The organism is Vogesella mureinivorans (assembly GCF_007644035.1).
Classification (GTDB): Bacteria; Pseudomonadota; Gammaproteobacteria; order Burkholderiales; family Chromobacteriaceae; genus Vogesella; species Vogesella mureinivorans.
Window position 1 is genome coordinate 1 of the sequence record NZ_VMTV02001133.1, and the last position, 352, is coordinate 352.

The 352-nt window shown below is 61.1% G+C and carries 1 protein-coding gene; it reads left to right on the plus strand.

What is annotated here, in order from left to right; genetic code table 11:
- Positions 1 to 352 (plus strand): glutamate synthase-related protein (locus FLQ44_RS23095; RefSeq protein ID WP_147696199.1); only part of this gene is annotated, 352 nt, incomplete at both ends.

A 352-nucleotide genomic window follows, 5' to 3' on the forward strand; every position in this document is an offset into this window, starting at 1 on the left:
TTCAAACGTTTCGACACCGCGGCGATGTCTATCGGCGCGCTGAGCCCGGAAGCCCATGAAGCGCTGGCGGAAGCCATGAACAGCATCGGCGGCAACTCCAACTCCGGCGAAGGCGGTGAAGATCCGGCCCGCTATGGCACCAATAAAGTGTCCCGTATTAAGCAGGTGGCGTCCGGTCGCTTTGGCGTAACGCCTGCGTACCTGGTTAACGCCGACGTGATTCAGATTAAAGTCGCGCAGGGTGCGAAACCGGGTGAAGGCGGTCAGCTGCCGGGTGATAAAGTCACCCCGTACATCGCTAAGCTTCGCTATTCAGTGCCGGGCGTGACGCTGATCTCCCCGCCGCCGCACC